Here is a 21,016-nt window from a genome sequence, read left to right on the forward strand (position 1 = left end):
TTTGCTCAAAAGAATAAGGAGAGGCCATGTTCAATCTCAGCGATTTCCCACAAGCCGATGCAGTGCGCAAAGCGGCTCAACTCAGCGCTGATGACTACACCCGTCTCTACCGCCAATCTGTTGAACAACCCGACGAGTTCTGGGCCGACCAAGCCAATAAGTTTCTGGAGTGGTTTTCACCTTGGGATCAGGTTCAACGTTCGGACATGAAGACAGGCCAGGCCCAATGGTTCAAGGGTGGCACGCTCAATGTCAGTTACAACTGCATCGACCGCCATCTGAAGGATCGCGGCGAGCAAGTGGCGATCATCTGGGAGGGCGATAATCCTTCCGAATCTGCTGAAATCACCTACAAAAAACTCCATCACAACGTCTCGCGCCTCGCCAACGTATTGAAAGGTCGCGGCGTGAAGAAGGGCGACCGGGTGTGCATCTACATGCCGATGGTGCCCGAAGCGGCCTACGCGATGCTGGCCTGCGCACGGATTGGCGCAGTGCATTCAGTGGTGTTCGGCGGCTTTTCGCCGGACTCGCTGCGCGACCGGATTCTCGACGCTGGCTGCCAAACAGTGATCACCGCAGACGAAGGCGTACGAGGCGGCAAGTACATACCGCTCAAACAGAATGTCGACAAGGCGCTGCAAAGCTGCCCTGACGTCAGCACTGTTTTGGTCGTCGAGCGGACTCAGGGCGAGGTGGATTGGCTCGAAGGGCGTGACATCTGGTACCACGAAGCGCTCCATGGCATGAACGCCGACTGCCCGCCAGAGCCGATGGATGCCGAGGACCCGTTGTTCATCCTCTACACCTCCGGCAGCACTGGCAAACCCAAAGGCGTGCTGCACACCACCGGTGGTTATTTGCTGCAAGCGGCCATGACCCATAAGTACGTGTTCGATTATCGCGATGGCGAAATCTATTGGTGTACGGCCGATGTGGGTTGGGTCACCGGCCACAGCTACATCGTTTATGGCCCGTTGGCCAACGGCGCCACCACGCTGATCTTCGAAGGCGTGCCCAATTACCCGGACAGCTCGCGCTTCTGGAAGGTGATCGACAAACACCACGTCAATATCTTCTATACCGCGCCGACCGCCTTGCGTGCGCTGATGCGCGAAGGATCGACGCCACTACAGTCTACGTCGCGCGAAAGCCTGCGACTGCTTGGTTCGGTGGGTGAGCCCATTAACCCCGAGGCGTGGGAATGGTATTTCCATCAGGTAGGCAAAGAGCGCTGCCCTATCGTTGACACCTGGTGGCAGACCGAAACCGGCGGGATCATGCTGACGCCGTTGGTCAGCACAAATCCGCTGAAGCCCGGCTGCGCGACGCAGCCGATGTTCGGCGTGCAGCCGGTGTTGCTGGATGACAAAGGCGCAGAACTCGAAGGCGCCACCAGCGGTTTGCTGGCGATCAAGGCCAGTTGGCCAGGACAGATCCGCGGCGTGTATGGCGACCCGCAACGGATGGTCGATACGTATTTCAAACCCTACCCCGGTTATTACTTCACCGGCGATGGCGCGCGCCGCGATCAGGATGGTCATTACTGGATAACCGGGCGGGTGGACGACGTTATCAACGTCTCCGGACACCGGATCGGCACGGCTGAGGTTGAAAGCGCACTGGTGCTGCACAACAGCATCGCGGAGGCCGCCGTGGTGGGTTACCCCCATGATGTGAAGGGTGTTGGCATTTATGCATTCGTGACGGTCATGGACGGCGTTGAGCCAAGTGAAGCGCTGAAGAAAGAATTGCTCGCCCACGTCAGCAAAGAAATAGGCAGCTTCGCCAAACCGGAGCTGATCCAGTGGGCACCTGCGCTGCCAAAAACCCGCTCGGGCAAGATCATGCGCCGTATTCTGCGCAAGATCGCCTGCAACGAGCTGGACAGCCTGGGGGACATCTCGACGCTGGCGGACTCAAGCGTGGTGGAGGGGTTGATCGAGAAGCGGCTGAATCGGTAAGCCGAAACCGTCGCATGTCTTGTAGGAGCGAGCTTGCCCGCGAAAGGGCCGGGACATACCGCGCATCTCTAGTGCCAGACCTTTCTTTCGCGAGCAAGCTCCCTCCCGCGGCCATCGGAAGTCTTTTATCTCCGGCGTCTGGTAGATTGCCTTCGCGGGCAAGCGCGCTCCTACAACGCTGGCCCGCCGATTCGTACACTCCGATCAGCCCCAGCCGCAGGCCTCCATGGAATTCATCCGCACGCGCATCGAAACCCAAGTCATGAGCATGACCGGACTGGCCTTGGGTCAGTTGGACATGGAAAACCCCAAAGGCGACCCAGGTCTGTTCGGGCCTGAGGCGATCTGCTGGCGGGTGCACGGCGACTTCCCCAGCATGCTCATCGGCGGCATCTGCGCCCTCATGCTGCAGATGCTGCACCCTCGCGTACTGGCGGGCGTGTGGGACCATTCCAATTTTCGCGAAGACATGCTCGGTCGGCTACGTCGGACCGGGCAGTTCATTTCCGGCACGACCTTTGGCTCTACCAAGGACGCCAACTGGCTTATCGACAAAGTTCGCACCATTCACCTGCAAGTCACCGGTACTGCGCCCGATGGCACTCACTACGCCGCCAGCGACCCGGACCTACTGACGTGGGTGCATGTGGCGGAAGTCAGCAGCTTCATGGCCGCGCATCTGCGCTATCTCAACCCGCAGCTATCGCTCGCAGATCAAGACAAGTACTACGCCGAAACGGCCATGGTCGCTGAGCGTCTGGGCGCTGTAAACGTGCCTACATCCCGGCAAGCCATCGAAGATTATCTCCACCGCATGCGCCCGCAACTGGAATGTGGCGAAAGAACGCTTGAAGTCATGCGTGTACTCAAGGACGCGCCCGCGCCCAGCCGCATGGCCAAACCCATGGGCAACCTGATGATGCAGGCCGGGATCGAGTTGCTACCTGCGTGGGCAAGCGTGATGTTTGGTATCCGCCAGACGACACTCAAACGCAAAATGATCCGAGCGGGCATCAATCGCAGCGCGCCGGTGCTGCGCTGGGCCGTGCGCAATGCGTCGATTCATCGTGCGAAGCGGCGGATGGGGATTGCTTAAATCGGCGCGAGACTCATAAACCACGCATCATGTGGGAGGGAGCTTGCTCGCGAAGGGCCAGTTCAGCCGACACACATTTGACGGCGAACACTTTCATCGCGAGCAAGCTCCCTTCCACAAAATATCAATCAGGCAGAATGAGACAGTGGTGTTATCGGCTGGTATACCCCCCATCAATCGGCAACGACACGCCGCTGATCATCGACGCCGCGCTGCTCAGCAGAAACAAAATCGGCGCCGCCACTTCTGCGGTTTCGGCAAAGCGCCCCAAGGGAATCGCCGCCAGTGCCGGGTCGCGTTTGCTCGGCTCGCTCCAGGCCATGATCGCCATGGGCGTCAGGGTCACTGTGGGGTTGACGCTATTAACCCTGATCCCGAATTTGCCCCATTCAGCGCACTGCACGCGGGTCATGGCGTCCATTGCGCCTTTAGATGCGCAGTAGATCAAATGATCATCCAGCGCCACTAACGAGGCCTGGCTCGACACGTTGACGATGCTGCCACCCTCGCCTGATTCGATCATGCCCTTTGCCACTGACCCGGCTACCAGGGCCGCTGCGCGCACGTTGACCGCCATCACCTGATCGAATGCCGCAACGCTCACGTTGGTCGCTGATTCCAGTACCGAAACACCCGCGCAATTGACCAGCCCCTGCATCACCGGTAACGCCTCCAACGCGGCCGCGAGTTGCGCACTGTCGCCCATATCTACCTGCAATACGTGGCAACCCTGGCCGGCCAGTTTCTCCAGAGCCGACGCATCCCGGCCCATGGCGTAGACTGCGGCGCCGCTGCGGAGCAAATGCTGCGCCACCTCCCAACCGATACCGCTGCTGGCACCGGTCACCAGCACACGCTGACCGCTGAAATCGAATCTGGCGTTCGGCTGTTGGTGAACAATCATGATGACACTCCTTGCAGGCGATGCATGATCGGTTTCAGCGCCGGGTATAGCGCGACGTATTCGGCGAACACCGTGGAATACAGCGCGACATTTTCAGCATTGGGCTCTGCGCGCATTTCAAGCTCCACCCAGCCTTTTCGCACTTGCTCGTCGTCCACCAGACCCACCGCGTGGGCTGCCAACAACGCAGCGCCCAGGGCTGCTTCTACTTCCTGAACGATGGTGTAGACCGGGTAGCCGGTGACGTCGGCGATGATCTGCATCCACAGATCCGAATGGCTCGCGCCGCCTACGACGATCAGTCGTGGATCGAGGGATTGCGCACCTCGGGTGCCGGCTTCGATGTTGTGGCGCAGGGCGAATGTCACCCCTTCCAGTACCGCGCGATAAAGATGGGTGCGGGTGTGATAAAGATTGAGCCCGACGAAACTGCCGCTGGCCTTGGCGTCCCAGACCGGGCTGCGTTCACCCATCAGGTACGGCAGAAACACCAGGCCGTCGCTACCGGCGGGCAGCTTGTTCGCGGCGCGTTCGAGAATGGCGTGACTGTCTTCGCCGGTCTCGCGGGCCTGTTGCTCTTCGCCCTGACAGAACTGCTCGCGAAACCAACTGACCGAGGCGCCCGCCGTGATCGCGCCGCCGAAGATGTAGAGGTCTTTGGCGCCGTTGTAGACGTGGGGAAAACTGACCAATCCGTGGCGAGCATCGACCTGTTGATTCAGGTAGCCCCAGCACATGCTGGTGCCGATCATGGCCACGTGATTGCCCGCCTGGGTGACGCCTGCAGCGAAGGTTGCCATGGCAGCATCGACGCCACCGCCGAGCAGCGGAATGCCCGCCACCAACCCGAGCTTGTCGGCCCATTCTGCAAGCAAGCCCCCGACCACATCGCCAGAATGCACCAATCGCTCGGGCATCATTGATCGCGGTATGCCCAGCGCATCGAGCATCTCGACCGACCATTGCCGCTCGGCCACGTCGTACACACCGCCGATATTGCCCGCTGAACTGTGGTCCACCGCCACTTCGCCCGTCAGGCAATAGTTGATGTAGCTATTGGGGGGCAGCAGATAGCGGGTTTGCTCCCAGACCTGCGGTTGTTTTTGCTTGAGCCAGAGCATCTTGGTGAAGCCGTAATAGCTGTCCACCGAGTTACCGGTGATGTCATACAGGCGCTCAAGATCGATGTGTTGATTGACCCAGTCGACTTGTTCGCCCGCCCGACGGTCCATCCAGATCAGGCACGGGTAAAGCGGTTTGATCTGCGCATCGACCGCAATGCCGGAGCCGCCATACAGGCTGCTGATGCACAGGGATTTGATGCTTTCTTTGGGCACACCGGCTTTACGCACGCAGTTGGCGACGCAGATTTCTACAGCGTCCAGCCAGACCTGCGGCCATTGCTCGGCCCAGCGGGGTTTCGGGGTATCGACTTTATAGCTGTGGCTGTGCTGAGCGACGATGCGTCCCTCGGCGTCCACCAATAGGGCTTTGGTACTCTGGGTGCCGATGTCGACGCCGATGACGTAGTCCATCTGGGTGGTCTCTCTTGTTATTAGTCTTGTTACAGGCATGCGGTGCCTCAACTGACGTCTTCGCGGACAGGTCCGCTTCCACAGGTAAAACGAGATTCAACCGTGGGAGCGGACCTGCCCGCGAAGAGGCCATTAACGACGCCGCAAAATCAGGCGCCGGTCACCGGTTTTAGCAATACCTTGATCGACTTGGTGGAATCGGCCAGGGCGAAGGCTTCGGCGTAGTCGTCCAGACCGAAGTCATGGGTGACGATGCCTTTGGACGTGACCAGCCCGCGCTCGAACAGGTCGATGGCCACCGGGTAGCAATAGGGGCCAAGGTGCGCGCCGCGAACGTCCAGTTCTTTGCGGTCGCCGATGATCGACCAGTCGGCACTGGTTTCTGCGCCGAACACGCTGAATTCAACGAAACGACCCAGCTTGCGAATCAAATCCAGACCTTGAGTCACGCCAATCGGCACGCCGGTGGTTTCGATGTAGACGTCACAGCCGTAGCCGTCAGTCAGGCCGTTGATGATTGCTTTGGCATCGTCGCGGCTAGGGTTGATCACCACGTCCGCGCCATATTTCTTCGCCAGTTCCAGACGCTCATCGACCATGTCGATGACCACCAGTTTTTTGGGCGTTTTCAGTGCGGCAACTTGCACCATGCACAGGCCCAGGGTGCCAGCGCCGGCAATCACCAGCACGTCATCGAGTTGCACGTCGCCGCGGTTGACGGTGTGAATGGAGCAGGCCATCGGCTCGATCAGCGCCGAGTCTTCCAGGGAAACGGATTCAGGAATCTTGTGCACGATGGCGGTTTTCGGGATGCGCATGTACTGCGACATGCCGCCCTCGGCAACGTCTTTCTGGAAGCCGAAAATGTTGTGCACTTCGCACATCCAGTACTTGCCGGTTTTGCAGAATTTGCACTTCTCGCAGGGCACGATTTGCTCGGCGATGACTTTGTCACCGACCTTCACGCCGAAATGCTCTTCAGCGCCCTCGCCCACTTGTTCAACGTAACCGAAGAACTCGTGGCCCGGAATGACCGGCGCCTTGACCCACGGGCTTTCGCCACCCCAGAACATCGCGGCGCCCGAATGGCATTTGCAGTCACTGGCGCAGATGCCGCAGGCGCCGATGCGGATCACCAACTCATTGGCACGGGCTTGAGGCATGCTGACGCGCTCCAGACGGTAGTCCTTTGGCGCATGGCAGACGACGGCTTGCATGGTGTTTTGTGTGTTTTGTTCCATGACTATTTACCTGTGTGAAGTTCTTGGATGATTTGTAGGAGCGCGCTTGCCCGCGATGCAATTGACCAGAGAGTGCGATGGCGTCTGATACACCCCAATCGCGGGCAAGCGCGCTCCTACAGGAGTTTGTTCAATCCCTATTTATGCCGCTGCCGACTGATGAAGATCGCCAGCAAAATGATCCCGCCCTTGATCACGCTCTGCACGTACGGCGAGACGCCGAGCATGTTCAGGCCGTTGTTGAGCACACCCAAAAGCATGGCACCGACCAGCGTCCCGACAATGACCCCGCGACCACCGGCAATCGACGCGCCGCCCAGCACCACAGCCGCAATGGCATCCAGCTCAAACCCGACACCGGCATTGGGCTGCCCGCTCATCAAGCGCGAGGACAACACCAGTCCGGCAATCGCCGCTGTCAGGCCGCTGATCGAATACACCAGCAACTTGAAACGCGATGCACGAACACCCGACAGACGCACCGCTTCTTCATTGCCGCCAATCGCATAAACGTACCGCCCAACGCGGGTGTGTTGCAGCAACACCCAAGCGACAAAGTAAGTGGCGAGCATGATCAGAATCGGTACCTGAATGCCGAACAGCGTTCCGCGACCAAACCAGGAGAACCAGTCCGGCATGCCGGAAATCGGGTAGCCATCGGTGTACATCAGCCCCAAGCCGCGAGCGATGCCCATGGTCGCCAGGGTGACGATGATCGGCGGCATTTTCAGGTACGCCACGAAGATGCCGTTGCCGACGCCGAAACCTACGCCGATCAATAAACCAATGAGGATCGCAATCGGTGCCGGAACCCCCGCCACCATCAGCCCTGTGGTCAAGGTGCCAGACAGCGCCATCACTGGCCCCACCGACAAATCGATACCGCCGGTGAGGATCACGCAGGTCATGCCGACCGCGATGATCGCGTTGATCGACACTTGCCGGGCGATGTTTTCCAGGTTGGCGCCGGTGAGGAATTTGTCACTGGCGAAGATCATGAAAATCGTCACCACCACCAGCCCCACGAACGGGTAAAACGCAGGCGAGCGGATCAATTGGGCGAAGTTGAGCTTCATTCGGCTGGGTTGAGTGGTCATGGTTTTAATGGACGTATTCACTGTTCAGACTCCCGGTGGCGTGGCGCATCACCTCTTGCGGGTTGACGTTCGCCGCCTCCAGCACGTTGACGATGGCCCCCTTGTGAAACACCGCCACGCGATCGCACATGCCGATGATTTCCGGCAGTTCCGAGGAGATCATGATGATCGCGAAGCCTTGCTCAGTGAGTTTGCGCATCAGGGTATAAATTTCGGCCTTGGCACCGACGTCGATACCTCGGGTCGGTTCGTCGAAGATCAGGATGTCGCAGTGGTGGTTGATCCAGCGCGCGATCACCACTTTCTGTTGATTGCCGCCGCTGAGGTTCAGCACCCGGCTTTCACAGGTCGGCGCCTTGATCGAAAGCTGCTTCATCAGATCGGCCGTGGTGTCGTTTTCCTTGCGACGATCAAGCAGGTGCCCGTGCCCTTCGTACTTGCCCAGGTTGTTCAGGGAAATGTTTTCGCGGATGCTGAAATCCACGATCAGCCCTTCGCTCTTGCGGCTTTCCGGCAGCAAGCCGATGCCGTTGGCCAACGAGTCCGCAGGGTCGCTCAGGCTGACCGATTGGCCGCGCAGCAACACGTCTTTGCTCACCACCGACAACGCGCCGATCACGCCAAGCGCCAGCTCCGTGCGCCCCGAACCGACTAACCCGGCGAAGCCAAGAATCTCGCCCTTGTGCAGCTTGAAGCTGTTGTGCGGACCGTTTTTGATCAGTTGGATATCGCGCACTTCCAGCAGCACTTCGCTGGTGGGCGTGGAAGTTTTGGCCGGAAAGCTGGACTCCAGACGTCGCCCGACCATCATCTCCACCAAGGTGTCGATGTCGCTGTCGGCCACGGTCAACGCGCCGACATTGCTGCCGTCGCGTAATACGCTAATGCGGTCGCACACCTGGAAAATCTCCTCCAGATGATGCGAGATAAAGATCACCGCCACGCCCTGGTTTTTCAGCTCGCGCATGATGTCGAACAGCAGCTCGGCCTCGGACGGCGTCAGAGTTGCGGTGGGTTCATCAAGGATCAGCAAGCGCGCTTCAAGGGCCAGTGCCTTGGCGATCTCGACGAACTGCTGTTCGGCCACGCTCAAATGCTGCACCGAGCAATCCAGATTGATGCTCACACCCAGGCGATCGAACAGCGCGATGGCTTTCTCGCGCATCTCGCTTTTACGCAGCAGGCCGAAGCCGTTGACGATCTCGTGGCCGAGGAAAATATTCTCCACGGCGTTGAGGTACGGGATCAGGCTGAACTCTTGAAACACGATGCCGATGCCAGCCGCGATCGCTTCGTTATAAGTGGCGAAATGCTGCTCGGCGCCATCGATCCGGATGCTGCCCTGATCCTGATGCTCGACCCCTGCGAGGATCTTCATCAGCGTCGATTTGCCCGCGCCGTTTTCACCCAACAGCGCGTGAATCTCGCCGCGTTCGACCTGCAGATTGATCGATTTGAGCGCATGCACGCCGGGGTAGCTTTTACAGATGTTTTCCAATTGCAGAAGGCTGCTCATGCGCACCTCGTCAAACCAGAGCTTGCTCGGACAGTGAACCCCCGTCACGCAGAATAGCTGCCTGACGGATGCTCACACGCGGATCACCAGGAGAAGGTTTTCGCCTGGGCCTGATCCACCAGCAGGATGTCGACGGGAATGGCTTTGGGCACTTGGGAGCCCCACTTCTTGGCCAGTGCAATGCCCAGCGCCAGACGCACCTGATCGCGCGGATATTGCGCGGAGGTGGCGATGAATTTGCTGCCCGGTTTCTGGATTTCCTTGATGGCTTCCGGCGCGCCGTCGACGCTGGTCAGCTTGACGTCCATGCCGCTGGATTCGATAGCAGCCAGAGCGCCGAGCGAGCCGTTGTCGTTGACGCTGAACAGACCTTTCAGGTTCGGCTGCGCCTGCAGCATGTTCTCGGTCACGCTGAGCGCTTGATCGCGCTCCTGCTTGCCGTTCTGGATGCTGACGATCTTGATGTCGGGGTGTTTAGCGAAAGCGTCTTTGCAACCGCGCACGCGCTCAAGGATCGGCACCACAGCGATGCCATCGAGAATACCAACGTCGCCTTTGCCGCCGATGTTCTTGGCCAGGTACTCACAGGCCTGAACGCCCGCATCGTAGTTTTTCGAGCCGACGAATGAATCCAGCGGACCATCGGCCTGAGCGTCAACAGCCACTACGACGACGCCCTTGTCATGGGCCTGCTTGACGGCAGACTGCACACCCACTGAGTCGGTCGGGTTGATGATCAGAATATCGATGCCCTTTTGCAGCATGTCTTCGATATCGCTGAGCTGCTTGGAGACGTCGTGACGGGCGTCGGTCACCAGCAAGGTCGCGCCAATGCTTTTGGTGGCGTCCTCAAGGGCGGCCTTCATGGTCACGAAATAGGGGTTGTTGATTTCCTGGAACGAGGCGCCGATTTTCAGCGGGCCGGTCTTGGCTGCATCGGCGGCCTGAGCGGTCACTGCGCCGCCACACGCAATTGCAAAAGCAAGCGAGCACACGACCTTGGAGAAGCCTTTTTTGGGGCGAGTTGTCATAGCGAAAAATCCCGTTGTTTTTATTGTTAAAGCGGAAATGTCATCGTTAACATTTTGAAAGCTAGCAGAGAATTTTGGGGTTCGCAATATGCTGGCACTGAGGACTATGTTCCATTATCCAACGGGCATATCTAGGGGAGAGCTACGACGGTGACCGACCATGTACTCTCTTGACCTTACTGTTCATCAATTCATGGAGCAAAGATGACTAATAGTCCCAACACTGAACGATCAGGGGAAGTTTGGGATGAGTGGTTCGCGTCTAAGGATCAGCAAAGGGACAACCTACCGGACCGCGAGCAACCAGAGCACTTTGACCAGAGAGAAGAACTGTGTCCCGTCAAGACTTAACTCGGCAGTGCATGCATCGGTTTCGCTTGTAACCGTGACTCTTCACGGCCCAGCCATTCGTCGCGTTGACATTTCCTCCATGCCCTGTCGATAATTCCGCGCATGTCATACGACGACAGATGACGCCAATAACAACAACACCTGAATCAGGGCTCCTCATGACCAATACCACGCCTGCCCAGACTCCCTTCAATCGGCTGCTGCTGACCGGCGCCGCAGGTGGTTTGGGTAAAGTCTTGCGCGAAACCCTGCGCCCTTACACCAACATTCTCCGTCTGTCCGATATCTCGGAAATGGCCCCCGCCACCGGCAGCCATGAAGAAATTCAGCCCTGCGATCTCGCCGACAAGCACGCCGTTCACCAACTGGTAGAAGGCGTCGATGCCATCGTGCATTTTGGCGGCGTGTCGGTTGAGCGGCCGTTCGAAGAGATTCTCGGCGCCAACATCAGCGGTATCTTCCATATCTACGAAGCCGCACGCCGCCATGGCGTCAAGCGCGTGATCTTCGCCAGTTCCAACCACGTCATCGGCTTCTATCGTCAGGATGAAACCATCGACGCCAGCTCGGCACGCCGTCCGGACAGCTATTACGGTCTGTCCAAGTCGTATGGCGAGGACATGGCGAGCTTCTACTTCGATCGCTACGGCATCGAGACCGTCAGCATCCGCATCGGCTCCTCATTCCCTGAACCGCAAAACCGCCGAATGCTCAGCACCTGGCTTAGTTACGACGACCTCACCCAGCTGATCTACAAAGGGCTGACCACGCCAAATGTCGGTCATACGATTGTGTATGGCGCCTCCGACAACCGTGATCTGTGGTGGGACAACCGGCTCGCCAAACACTTGGGCTACGCGCCAAAGGACAGCTCAGAAGTTTTCCGCGCCAAAGTCGAAGCTCAGCCGATGCCGGCCGCTAATGACCCGGCGATGGTTTACCAGGGCGGCGCATTCGTTGAGTCCGGGCCCTTCGGCGACGAGTGAATCCATCGCAGCTCGCGACAACCTCGGCTCAAGTGGCCGGGGAACTGAAAAATCACGGAATGATTCGCCATGCATGCTCAATTGATACTCGACGCACGCAATGCCACCGGTGAAAGCCCGGTATGGGACCCGCAGGAGCAGGCGCTGTACTGGGTCGATATCCCGGCGCGGCGTCTGCACCGCTGGAGCCCGCTGGACAATGTGGCACAAAGTTGGGAAGCGCCGGAGATGATCGCCTGCATCGCTCGCTACGGCGACGGCAGCTGGATCGCCGGGATGCAAAGCGGGCTGTATCGAGTCAGGCCCAAGGACGACGGGACACTTGATACCGTGCCCCTGATCGATGTGGATCACCCCCGCAGCGACATGCGTTTCAACGACGGGCGCTGTGATCGGCAAGGTCGCTTTTGGGCCGGGACCATGTTCATGGACATGGCCGCCAATGCGGTGGTCGGCTCGATGTACCGCTACAGCGCCGGGCAAACCGCTGCGCTGCAACCGCAACTGACCGACTTCATCGTGCCTAATGGCCTGGGCTTCAGCCCGGACGGCACGATCATGTACCTCTCGGACTCTCACCCCACCGTTCAGAAAATCTGGGCCTTCGATTACGACATCGACAGCGGAACGCCGCACAACCGCCGCCTGTTCGTCGACATGAATCAGTTCCCCGGTCGCCCCGATGGCGGCGCGGTCGATGCCGAGGGTTGCTACTGGATCTGCGGCAACGACGCGGGGTTGATTCATCGCTTTACTCCCGCGGGCAAACTGGATCGCTCCCTGGCCGTACCGGTGAAAAAACCGGCCATGTGCGCGTTCGGCGGCAAAGACCTCGACACACTGTTCGTGACCTCGATTCGTCCTGGCGGCGACATTAGCGACCAGCCCTTGGCTGGCGGCGTGTTCGCCTTGCAACCGGGGGTAAAAGGGCTCGAAGAACCTGAATTCAAGGGCTGACGCCCTGCACTGTCACCACACTGCTGCATCTGGAACATAAAAATAACAACACTGGAGAACTCCATGGACTTCAAACGCAGGTTGCTCGTCGTCGCTCTCCCCTTGGCCTTTGGTCTCACGGGCATGGCTCAGGCGGAAATCAAGATCAAGTTTGCCGAGGTCCACCCAGCCGGTTACCCGCCGGTGGTGGCCGAACAGCAAATGGGCAAGAAACTCGAAGAACAAAGCAAAGGTGAGATCACCTTCAAGATGTTCGCGGGCGGCGTGCTGGGTTCCGAGAAAGAGGTGGTCGAACAGGTCCAGAGCAACGCCGTACAAATGACCCGGGTCAGCCTCGGCATCGTTGGCCCTGTGGTACCGGACGTCAACGTGTTCAACCTGCCGTTCGTATTTCGCGATCAGGCGCACATGCGCAAGATCATCGACGGAGAAATTGGCCAGGAGATCCTCGATAAGATCACCAACTCCGAATTCAACCTGGTCGCACTGGCCTGGATGGATGGCGGCACGCGCAACCTGTACACCAAGAAACCAGTGCGCGACATCGCCGACCTCAAGGGCATGAAGATCCGCGTACAAGGCAACCCGGTGTTCATCGACACCATCAACGACATGGGCGGCAACGGCATCGCCATGGCCACAGGCGAAATCTTCAGCGCCCTGCAGACCGGTGTGATCGATGGCGCCGAGAACAACCCACCCACCCTGCTTGAGCACAACCACTACCAAAGCGCCAAGTTCTACACCCTGACCGAGCATTTGATCCTGCCGGAGCCGGTGGTGATGTCTAAAGCCACCTGGAGCAAACTCAGCCCGGAACAACAGAAGCTGGTGCAGACCCTGGCGCGTGAGGCACAAGCTGAAGAACGGGTGCTGTGGGACAAAAAGTCCGCTGAGGCCGAGACCAAACTCAAAGCGGCAGGCGTTGAGTTCATCACGCTTAGCCCCGCGCAGAAAAAGGCCTTCTTCGACGCCACACAGCCGGTGCGCGACAAATACGGTGCGCCGTACAAAGAGCTGATCAGCCGCATCGAAGCCGTTCAGTAAGCCCTTTTGTCTGATAACGCCGCGGTGACAGGTGCAAACCTGCTCGCCGCCGCCGTCGTGGTGATTCCCATGAAAAACACCGTGCTGCGCATCAACGACAGGATTTACCAGCTGTGCATCGGCATCGCGGGCCTCTCCGTGCTGACCATGACGCTGATCATCCCTTGGGGCATCTTCGCCCGCTACGTCCTGGGCAGCGGCTCCAGCTGGCCAGAACCCACCGCCATTTTGCTGATGGTGGTTTTTACCTTCTTCGGCGCCGCCGCCAGCTACAGAGCCGGTGCCCACATGGCCGTCGCCATGGCGGTTGACCGTATGCCCGACCCGGTGCGCAAGGCCGCGGCCGTTCTGGTTCAGGTGCTGATGGCCGTGGTCTGCGTGTTCATGATCTCCAAGGGTTTCAAACTGTGCTTCAACACCTGGAATCAGTTCCTTGGAGAAATGCCCGGGCTGCGGGTAGGAATCTCGTATCTGCCGATCCCGGTGGGCGGCGTTCTGACCCTGATCTTCGTGCTGGAAAAACTGTTTCTGGGCGATCAAAGCCACCGCCGGGTGCTGCGTTTTGACGTCATCGAAGAAAGCGAAGGAGCCGCATAAATGGACGCATTTATCTTGTTGGGCAGCTTCATTGCGCTGATCCTGCTGGGCATGCCGGTGGCGTACGCGCTGGGGTTGTCGGCATTGGTCGGCGCTTGGTGGATCGAGATTCCGTTCGACGCGCTGATGATTCAAGTGGCAGGCGGCGTGAACAAGTTTTCGCTGCTGGCGATTCCGTTTTTCGTGCTGGCGGGCGCGATCATGGCCGAAGGCGGCATGTCTCGCAGACTGGTGGCGTTTGCCGGGGTGCTGGTGGGGTTCGTACGTGGCGGCCTGTCGCTGGTGAACATCGTGGCCTCGACGTTCTTCGGCGCTATTTCGGGCTCATCTGTGGCCGACACGGCATCAGTAGGTTCGGTGCTGATTCCGGAAATGGAGCGCAACGGCTATCCCCGCGATTTCTCAACGGCGGTTACAGTCAGCGGTTCGGTTCAGGCTTTGCTGACGCCGCCCAGCCACAACTCAGTGCTGTATTCACTGGCGGCGGGCGGCACCGTTTCGATTGCCTCGCTGTTCATGGCCGGGATCATGCCGGGCTTGCTGCTCAGCGCAGTGATGATGGGCCTGTGCATGATCTTCGCCCGGCGTCGCAACTACCCCAAAGGTGAGGTCATCCCCCTGCGCCAGGCGCTGAAAATCGCCGGGGAAGCGCTGTGGGGCCTGATGGCGATGGTGATCATCCTGGGCGGCATCCTGTCGGGCATTTTCACCGCCACCGAATCGGCGGCCATCGCCGTACTGTGGTCGTTCTTCGTGACCATGTTCATCTACCGCGATTACAAATGGCGCGACCTGCCCAAGCTGATGCACCGGGCGGTACGCACCATTTCCATCGTGATGATCCTGATCGGTTTCGCTGCCAGCTTCGGTTACATCCTGACGCTGATGGAGATCCCGATGAAGATAACCACGGCCTTCCTGACGCTGTCGGACAACCGCTACGTGATCCTGATGTGCATCAACGTCATGTTGCTGCTGCTGGGTACGGTCATGGACATGGCGCCGCTGATTCTGATTCTGACGCCGATCCTGTTGCCGGTGATTATCGGCATCGGCGTCGACCCGGTGCATTTCGGCATGATCATGCTGGTAAACCTGGGCATCGGACTCATTACCCCGCCGGTGGGTGCGGTGCTGTTTGTTGGCGCAGCCGTGGGCAAGGTCACTATCGAAGCCACCGTCAAAGCGCTGCTGCCGTTTTACGTGGCGCTATTCGCCGTATTGATGGCAGTGACTTACATCCCGGCGATCTCGCTCTGGCTGCCAAGTCTGGTGCTGTAATCACCAAGCTTTATTTCGACAAACCAACCGCCCTGTTCCGGGCGGTTTTTTTTGCGTTGCCGTGTCGTAAAGAGCGCAATCCGAGGCTAGGAAAGCGCGCACTGCAATAAAAAGTGACACATCACTGTTACAGAAAAGAAGCCAGTAAATGCGGCGAAAACTTCCCGATCTGTAACGGAATCGGACACTTTCTTAAGAAAAAAGCGCAAAGAGAAATAGTTTGAAATATTTTCATTCAACAACGGGCGAACGCTGTGCTAGCTGCTAGTATCTCGCCTTGCCGCCGTTGAAACAGTCTGTAACAAACCGCGTTCGGCGTCGGTGATTACGGTGAAACCCATCGATCTGCTGCTCCGTCGCTGGCCGCGATGAGTGATCTGGATAGTCCGGTTTTCCACCGCTGCCTGAGCGGTTGTCTGTGAAACAGGACCATGAAACGGGACGGCCTACTTCCCATGGAACACCTTTGAATGACATCGATTACATACCCGGCATTTGTTGTTGTACGCACGCCTCCAAGTCTCTGGAAGGTTGCACGCAGGCACTGTCGTACCGGGCTAACCAAATGTGAGTGCAAGGATGCTTGACCAGTGGTTTTTACCGAGGAGGCGCTATGCCTTATACGACTTTTTCCGAGGCGCAGATCAAGAGTCTGATCGAGACCATTGACCAATTCGGCTATGCGGTCTTGCCCGACTGGGCAAGCCGCGAACAGCTCGAACAACTGCAAAATCTGGTCGTCAGCGCAGTAACCGCGGCGGGCAATAATTACGTGGCGCTGGCGGGCAACGAAGCAGTTGCCGGAACCCCCCTCCAGGAGTGGGGTAACTCACGCGAGTTCATCGATTTGTGTCGGCGCATCGTTGCCGGTGCAACCGGGCAGCAATCCAAAGACTCGGGATTGCAACAAACCCTGCGCTGCCTGACGGGCGATGGCGGCCGCCGCGAATCGCTGATCTTTCACTACGACTCATTTGTGCTGACCACGATCATGCCGGTGTGTATGCCCGACGAAGGCGAAAGCGGCGACCTTCTGATGTTGCCCAGCCGCCGTCCATTGCGTCGTAACTACGCCTTGAACCTGCTGGACAAACTTTTGGTGGATAACCGCTGGATGCAGCGTCGCCTGGCCAAGCGTTTCGCCAATAAAGCCGAAGCGTTTACGCGGATTCGCATGTTCCCAGGCAATCTTTATCTGTTCTGGGGCTACCGCTCGCTGCACACAAATCTGCCGGTTGCCCCTGATGCGTTACGCGCCACGGCAGTGTTTCACTATCACAACGTTCACGGCAGCAGCTCGCTCGCCAGCCGGGTAAGGCGGTCGTTGAACGGTTTCAAACCGGCGCAGACACCTGTTGATGCGACCCATACCTGAAGCACCACGTCCTGTACGAGCGAACTTGTTCGCGAGAAGGCTCTTGAGATGCGACTGAATTCAAAGCAGTCTCGCGAACAAGTTCGCTCCTACAGAGTTTGCGCATAACGTTATATCTCTGGGTTATCTTCATAAATCCCTCGCATACAGACGCTTCTATATTTAGAACGAAATGTGATTATCTAATCGCGTATTTATATCTTTATGATCTGAGCCACAACAACCTGAACCAGGAGCTCAGACATGGCGATTCAGATCAACCCTGTGGCTGGCAGGATCGGTGCTCAGTTGAGTGGCGTTCAACTGTCCGGTGACATTTCTGCCGAAGATTTTGATTTCATCAACGCGGCGCTGTTGAAATACAAAGTACTGTTCTTTCGCGAGCAGTTTCTGAGCGACGAGCAACACGAGAGTTTCTCCCGCCGCTTTGGCGATCAAGTGCCACACCCGACCGTGCGCTCCGCCGAAAAAAGCAGCGCCATCCTGCATCTAGATGCCAAAGAAACGCGCGCCAATTCTTGGCACACCGACGTCACGTTCGTCGCCAATTACCCCAAGCTTTCCATTCTTCGCGGCGTAGTCATTCCTCCGTACGGTGGCGACACGGTGTGGGCCAATACCGCTTCCGCCTATGCCGATCTGCCTGAGCCGCTTAAACAACTGGCAGATAACCTGCGCGCATTGCACACCAACCTTTACGACTACGCCGCCCCGCGCAACACCAGCGATGCGGGCCTGAAACGCTACCGCGAACAGTTCACCGCCGAAGTCTACGAAACCGAGCACCCGCTGGTGCGCGTTCATCCGGAAACCGGCGAGCGCAGCCTGTTGCTTGGGCACTTCGTTAAGCAGATTCAGGGTGTCAGCAGCAACGATTCGAAACAGCTGATTCGCCTGTTCCACGATCGCATCACCCACGTCGACAACACCGTGCGCTGGCGCTGGCAGGCCGGTGACGTAGTGATCTGGGACAACCGCGCCACCCAACATATCGCGATCAACGACTATGGTGACGCCGAGCGCATCGTGCGTCGCACCACTGTTGCAGGCGACGTGCCGTACGGCGTTGACGGACGCTTGAGCCAGGCTATCAAACCCACGCCTGAAACCCTCTCGCCCAAGACCGAAGCCGACAAGAAACACCTGGCGGCCTGACCCTCTTTTTCACTTTTCACAGGATGGAACCGTCATGGCACAGGCCAAGCGTCAATCGTTGTTCAGCAAAAAAAGCGTAGCTACCGCACTGGCGGCGCTGCTGATGATTCCCTTGGCCCAGGCCGACGTCCTGCGCATCGGCGTGGCGAACGCAGGCGGCGGAGATCCCGTCACGTTCAGCGGTTCGCCACTGAGCATCGTGCGCAACCAGCAACTGCTGGAAAAAGCCTTCGCGGGCACCGGCACCGAGATTCAGTGGTTCTTCTTCAAAGGCGCAGGCCCGGCCGTGAATGAGGCCCTGTCCAATCAGCAACTGGACTTCGCCTACGAAGGGGATCTGCCGCAAGTGGTCGCACGCTCAAACGGGCTGGACACCAAGCTGCTCGCAGCAATCGGTGTGCGTGCGAACGTTTATCTGGCCGTACCAAAAGGTTCGGACATCAAAAGCATCGAAGACCTCAAAGGCAAGAAAGTCGCAGTCTTTCGCGGCACCAACGCCCATCTGGTTTCGATCAATCTTCTGGCGGACCACGGGCTGACCGAGCGCGACCTGAAGGTCATCAATCTGGACAGCGGCAGCAGTCAGGCGGCGCTGGCCTCGAAGGGCGTAGATGCCGCATTCGGCGGCCGCGAGCTGTTCAAGCTGCGCGACCAGGGCCTGATCGACATCATCTTCGATAACCCCACCAACGACGTGCGCTACACCCGCCAGTTGGCGTTAGTGGTGCGCGGACCGTATGAAAAAGAACATCCCGAGAACGTGCAAAAGGTCGTCGACACGCTGGTCGATGCGGCCAAGTGGGAGTCCGACGATCACAACCGCGACGCTGTGCTGAATGAATGGGCCAAGACCAACGAGCCGCTCGACTCTCTGAAGGCCGACTTCGCCAACCTGACTCTGCGCGACAGTGCCTCGCCGCTGGTGGATGAGTTTTTGCGCTCGCGGTATCAGGCCGTAGCCGACCAGGCCAAGGAAGAGAAAATGATTCGTCGCCCGGTTTCAGTCGACGGCTGGTTTGAAACCCGCTACCTGGAAACGGCGCTGAAAAACAAAGGCCTGGAGCACTACTGGACACCGTATGGCCCCGATGGCAAGCAGCCGGCGAACACTGCTACAGCGTCGACCACGCCACCAGCAACGCCAGCAAGCGGAGGCTGAAACAATGTCCCGAGCCCACGCCACCGCCCGCCAACTGCATAAGGATGTACCGCAATCGAGCGCATCCATCGAGCGCTTGCCTACCTTCCCTGCCCGACCTGCGCGTCGCATCAAGGCGAAACCGGGCACATCCGGAAAATGGCACGCCTGGCTGAGCTACAGCGCATTGCCGTGGCTGTTGCCGCTGACGTTGCTGGGCTTGTGGTACCTGGGCACCGAACGCGGATGGTTGTCGGAGCAGGTACTGCCACCCCCGGCATTCGTCTACCAAACCCTCACCGATCTGATCACCAGTGGCGACTTGTGGATGAACGCGTCTGCCAGCCTGCAACGGGTGCTGATCGGATTTGTACTCGGCGCGGGTTTGGGTATGACATTGGGCTTGGCAATGGGGCTTTCAAAAACCATCGAGGATTATCTGTTTCCGACCTTCAACGCACTGGTACAGATTCCAGTGCTGGGATGGCTACCCTTTGCGCTTCTGCTATTCGGCATTGGTGAGCCGCTCAAATATGTATTGATCGCTCACGCCGCATTGATCCCGGTCACGTTGTGCACGCTGCAAGCGTTTCGACAGGCGCCCAAAGGGCTGCTGGAAGTGGGGGCGGCTTATGGTTTCAGCCGGCGACAGATCGTCACCGACATCGTGATCCCTTCCGCGATCCCGCCCATTTTTACCGGCTTGCGCCTGGGCTTCACCAAAGCCTGGTTGTCGTTGGTGGTGGTCGAATTGCTGGCGTCGAGCGAAGGTCTTGGTTACTTGATCGCGTATGGGCGCCAGTTGTTTCAACTGGACCTGGTGATGGCCGCTGTCGTGGTAGTCGGCGCAGTGGGCTTGCTGATTGATCGCGGCTTCGAGGCAGTGGAGCGACGGTTGAACAAAGGCCGTCCGGCAACACTCGGGAGGCTGCAATGAGCGCTTTGGCTTCGACTCATAAAGACAGTAATACACGCTACCGGGGCTGGGTGCTGCCAATTCTTGGTTTGGCCATCTGGTGGCTGGCGTCGAATCAGGGCTGGAGCACTTCCGGGCTGCTGGTTTCGCCGCAGAAGGTCGCTGAAACGGCCTGGTCGCAGGTGGCATCCGGGCAATTCTGGCGGGCGATTTCAGCGAGTCTGGTGCGCAATCTCAGCGGCTTTTTCATCGGCACTGGATTGGGCCTGATATTGGGCGGTCTGCTGGGCTTCTCCCGGTTGTTCGAGCGTCTGGTCGGGCCGAGTTTCAATACCTTCAAACAGATCTCTCTGTTCGCGTGGATTCCGCTCATTTCGGTGTGGTTTGGCCTGGGAGACGTCGCCAAAGTGGTGTTTCTGTCGCTAGCGGCGCTGGTGCCGGTGGTGGTCAACACCTGCGACGGCATTCGTAACGTGCCGGGCAATCTGCTGGAAGTCGCGCGGGTGTATCGCTTCACGCGCTGGCAAACCGTTATCGGCGTGATGTTGCCCGCCGCCCTTCCCTCGATCTTTACCGGCATTTATCTGGGGCTGGTGTATTCGTGGCTGGCCACCATCGGCGCGGAATATTTATTGGTCTCGGGCGATGGCATCGGCAACACGCTGATCGATGGCAGCGAGCATTTCATGATGGACCTGGTGTTGTTCGGGATGGTGGTCATCGGCCTGGTGGGGTGGGCGTTGAACACACTGGCACGCAAGGTCGAACGCCGCATTCAGCACCTCTACGGCATCACGCCGCGCTAATCGCTTTCAGACAGGATCGACAA

At 58.6% G+C, this 21,016-nt stretch carries 18 protein-coding genes; 12 read left to right on the forward strand and 6 right to left on the reverse strand.

Annotated features, from left to right (window positions below; genetic code table 11):
- Positions 1–26 precede the first annotated feature (26 nt).
- Positions 27–1,964 carry an acetate--CoA ligase gene (acs, locus tag ACWKV9_RS26480; protein WP_483839065.1) on the forward strand — a complete coding sequence of 646 codons (1,938 nt, stop codon included), beginning with the start codon at positions 27–29 and terminating at the stop codon, positions 1,962–1,964.
- A gap of 226 nt (positions 1,965–2,190) precedes the next feature.
- On the forward strand, positions 2,191–3,060 hold the full coding sequence (locus ACWKV9_RS26485; RefSeq protein WP_483839066.1) for an oxygenase MpaB family protein: 870 nt from the start codon (positions 2,191–2,193) through the stop codon (positions 3,058–3,060).
- Positions 3,061–3,211: 151 nt separating this feature from the next.
- Here the strand turns inward: ACWKV9_RS26485 and ACWKV9_RS26490 are convergent, their stop codons facing one another.
- The 6 genes from ACWKV9_RS26490 to ACWKV9_RS26515 form a co-directional block, all read right to left on the reverse strand.
- The gene (locus ACWKV9_RS26490) at positions 3,212–3,964 is read right to left on the reverse strand and encodes an SDR family oxidoreductase (protein ID WP_483839067.1); all 753 of its coding nucleotides are present in this window, start codon (positions 3,962–3,964) and stop codon (positions 3,212–3,214) included.
- Positions 3,961–5,499, reverse strand: coding sequence for an FGGY-family carbohydrate kinase (locus ACWKV9_RS26495; protein ID WP_483839068.1), 1,539 nt, complete (start codon positions 5,497–5,499; stop codon positions 3,961–3,963). The genes ACWKV9_RS26490 and ACWKV9_RS26495 overlap by 4 nt, the downstream gene beginning before the upstream one ends.
- 149 nt (positions 5,500–5,648) lie before the next feature.
- Positions 5,649–6,740 carry an alcohol dehydrogenase catalytic domain-containing protein gene (locus tag ACWKV9_RS26500; RefSeq protein ID WP_483839069.1) on the reverse strand — a complete coding sequence of 364 codons (1,092 nt, stop codon included), beginning with the start codon at positions 6,738–6,740 and terminating at the stop codon, positions 5,649–5,651.
- Between the two features lie 137 nt (positions 6,741–6,877).
- Positions 6,878–7,837 (reverse strand): ABC transporter permease, encoded by a 960-nt coding sequence (locus ACWKV9_RS26505; RefSeq protein WP_483839105.1) that lies wholly within the window; start codon positions 7,835–7,837, stop codon positions 6,878–6,880.
- Between the two features lie 4 nt (positions 7,838–7,841).
- A complete protein-coding gene (locus ACWKV9_RS26510) occupies positions 7,842–9,353 on the reverse strand; it encodes a sugar ABC transporter ATP-binding protein (RefSeq protein WP_483839070.1) in 1,512 nt (503 codons plus the stop codon).
- A gap of 83 nt (positions 9,354–9,436) precedes the next feature.
- A complete protein-coding gene (locus ACWKV9_RS26515) occupies positions 9,437–10,384 on the reverse strand; it encodes a substrate-binding domain-containing protein (RefSeq protein WP_483839071.1) in 948 nt (315 codons plus the stop codon).
- 509 nt (positions 10,385–10,893) lie between these two features.
- Between ACWKV9_RS26515 and ACWKV9_RS26520 the strand changes: the two genes are divergently transcribed.
- The 10 genes from ACWKV9_RS26520 (at position 10,894) to ACWKV9_RS26565 (ending at position 20,993) form a co-directional block, all read left to right on the forward strand.
- Positions 10,894–11,721, forward strand: a complete 828-nt coding sequence (locus ACWKV9_RS26520; RefSeq protein WP_483839072.1) for an NAD-dependent epimerase/dehydratase family protein — start codon at positions 10,894–10,896, stop codon at positions 11,719–11,721.
- Between the two features lie 69 nt (positions 11,722–11,790).
- Positions 11,791–12,678, forward strand: a complete 888-nt coding sequence (locus ACWKV9_RS26525) for an SMP-30/gluconolactonase/LRE family protein (protein ID WP_483839073.1) — start codon at positions 11,791–11,793, stop codon at positions 12,676–12,678.
- Positions 12,679–12,741: 63 nt separating this feature from the next.
- Positions 12,742–13,725, forward strand: a complete 984-nt coding sequence (locus ACWKV9_RS26530) for a TRAP transporter substrate-binding protein (RefSeq protein WP_483839074.1) — start codon at positions 12,742–12,744, stop codon at positions 13,723–13,725.
- A gap of 69 nt (positions 13,726–13,794) precedes the next feature.
- Positions 13,795–14,322, forward strand: a complete 528-nt coding sequence (locus ACWKV9_RS26535) for a TRAP transporter small permease (RefSeq protein WP_483839106.1) — start codon at positions 13,795–13,797, stop codon at positions 14,320–14,322.
- On the forward strand, positions 14,323–15,603 hold the full coding sequence (locus ACWKV9_RS26540) for a TRAP transporter large permease (protein ID WP_483839075.1): 1,281 nt from the start codon (positions 14,323–14,325) through the stop codon (positions 15,601–15,603).
- Between the two features lie 613 nt (positions 15,604–16,216).
- Positions 16,217–16,978 carry a hypothetical protein gene (locus tag ACWKV9_RS26545; RefSeq protein WP_483839076.1) on the forward strand — a complete coding sequence of 254 codons (762 nt, stop codon included), beginning with the start codon at positions 16,217–16,219 and terminating at the stop codon, positions 16,976–16,978.
- Between the two features lie 243 nt (positions 16,979–17,221).
- Positions 17,222–18,133 carry a TauD/TfdA dioxygenase family protein gene (locus ACWKV9_RS26550; RefSeq protein ID WP_483839077.1) on the forward strand — a complete coding sequence of 304 codons (912 nt, stop codon included), beginning with the start codon at positions 17,222–17,224 and terminating at the stop codon, positions 18,131–18,133.
- A 34-nt stretch (positions 18,134–18,167) separates the two neighbouring features.
- Positions 18,168–19,292, forward strand: coding sequence for an ABC transporter substrate-binding protein (locus ACWKV9_RS26555; protein ID WP_483839078.1), 1,125 nt, complete (start codon positions 18,168–18,170; stop codon positions 19,290–19,292).
- A gap of 4 nt (positions 19,293–19,296) precedes the next feature.
- Positions 19,297–20,208, forward strand: a complete 912-nt coding sequence (locus ACWKV9_RS26560; protein WP_483839079.1) for an ABC transporter permease — start codon at positions 19,297–19,299, stop codon at positions 20,206–20,208.
- Positions 20,205–20,993 carry an ABC transporter permease gene (locus tag ACWKV9_RS26565; RefSeq protein WP_483839080.1) on the forward strand — a complete coding sequence of 263 codons (789 nt, stop codon included), beginning with the start codon at positions 20,205–20,207 and terminating at the stop codon, positions 20,991–20,993. Before ACWKV9_RS26560 ends, ACWKV9_RS26565 begins: the two co-directional genes overlap by 4 nt.
- The last annotated feature ends 23 nt before the right edge of the window (positions 20,994–21,016 follow it).

It is taken from the genome of Pseudomonas corni, from assembly GCF_057128765.1.